Annotated in this window: 2 protein-coding genes and 1 pseudogene; 1 reads left to right on the forward strand and 2 read right to left on the reverse strand. The window is 69.6% G+C overall.

What is annotated here, in order from left to right; all coding sequences use genetic code 11:
- On the forward strand, positions 1 to 287 hold a 287-nt coding region (locus tag ACQKIP_RS47105; protein WP_365861961.1), incomplete at its 5' end, for a transposase.
- On the opposite strand, the gene ACQKIP_RS47110 is transcribed toward ACQKIP_RS47105, so the two are convergent.
- Together ACQKIP_RS47110 and ACQKIP_RS47115 are read right to left on the reverse strand one after the other, a co-directional pair.
- Entirely contained in the window at positions 266 to 985 is a 720-nt protein-coding gene (locus tag ACQKIP_RS47110; protein WP_365861960.1) for an aminoglycoside phosphotransferase, read from the reverse strand. The two genes, ACQKIP_RS47105 and ACQKIP_RS47110, sit on opposite strands and share 22 nt — an antisense overlap.
- A gap of 269 nt (positions 986 to 1,254) precedes the next feature.
- Positions 1,255 to 1,545 (reverse strand): annotated as a pseudogene (locus tag ACQKIP_RS47115) (hypothetical protein); the annotation flags it as partial.

Genomic DNA, 1,545 nt, shown 5'->3' on the forward strand with positions numbered 1-1,545 from the left:
GGATGATGACTCTCGTGAATCGTCGCTTTGAACTGACCGATGAGGAATGGGAGTTGTTACGCCCGTTCCTTCCTGCACCGTCGTTCGGTCGTCCGCGGGCGGATGACCGAACGATGCTGAACGGGATCGTGTGGAAGATCCGTGCGGGTGCCGCCTGGCGGGATGTGCCCACCCGGTACGGGCCATGGCAGTCGCTCTACACGCGCTTTCGCCGGTGGGCGCTGGATGGCACGTTCACGTGCGTCACGCTGCGGCCGCGGGCTCCTCACGTCGTGGTGCGCAGGTAGTCGGCCCAGGCCTTGGTCCCGGCTTGCATGCGCTGGGTCCAGGGGGCGGCGGCGATGGACGCCCACAAGTCGGCCTGCGCGTCGGCGAACACGGTGAGCACGGAGGCGGGCTCTTGCTGGAAGGCGGGGACGCGTGCCGCCGCCGCGTGCGCGGCCTCGGGGGTCTGGCCGCCCTCGGCGATCAGCCACAGCAGCCAGTATCCGGCGTCCAGCCAGGCGGGGCCGCGTGTGGCCCAGGCCCAGTCGACGAACTTCACCCGGCCGCCGTCGACGAGGAGAGTCGAGGGGTTGGGGTCGGTGTGGCAGAGGGTGTCGCCCTCGAAGAGATGAAGCTGATCGGCGGGCACGAACGCGGCCAGGCGCTCGGCGGCGTTCTTCACCTCGACCCCGGCGGGGGCGTCCAGGTAGGACAGCCAGCACAGGGCGTCCACGATCGCGGGCAGGTCCGGGGAGGTGGGCCGGTAGTCGGGGTGACGGCCCTCGATGGCTTCGGTGACGAGGACGTCCCAGTCGTCCTGCTGGATGTGGGCCAGAACGCGCGGGGCGATGCGTGCCACGTACGTGGAGATCTGCGCCTCGCGCTGCTGGGTCCACACGCGGGGGTGATCGGCGGGCAGGGCCTTGACGAAGAACGGGCCGCGCGGGGTGTGGATGCGTGCGGCGACCGACGAGTTGAAGCCGCCCTCCATCATCTCCACGACGGCGATGGGGCCGGTCTGCGTGGCGATCGCCTCACGGAGGGGGGGGCGGGCAGGTCGGTGAAGGCGATGCGGTCGGTCGGCGTGAGCGGCACCTTTTCAGACAACGGGCGAGCGCGGGGGATATGCCGTACTGAGCGGGGTCTGGGCTCAGCGGTAGGGGTTGTCGTCGTTGCAGCCCGGTACCGCCTCGGCGGTCAGCGCCTCGATGTCGTCCACGATGACCATATCGGCTGGCTCGGCGGGCGGCGCCGGGCGCGAGGTGATTTCTACTGGTCGACGCGCTGCTCGGGGTGATCGAGCCACAGGTTGGTGCCGGACTCGTCGATGGTCAGCCCGTAGCGGGTGTAGTGCGGCGATCCGGCCACGCACCAGCGCGTGAAGCCGGCGACGACTTCGGCCCACAGATTGCGGGGCCCATAGACGGTGACCGCCCGAGGCTTCCACCAGTCCTCGTAATTGACGATGGTTACGCATGTACCGTCGCCGCTCCACAGCTGGGCCTGCCGCATCTCGCCCTCGCCGCGCCTGCTCATGCTGATGTCCGCTGTGTGCAGGCC

Source organism: Streptomyces sp. NPDC059900 (assembly GCF_050270335.1).
In the GTDB taxonomy this organism is placed as follows: Bacteria; Actinomycetota; Actinomycetes; order Streptomycetales; family Streptomycetaceae; genus Streptomyces.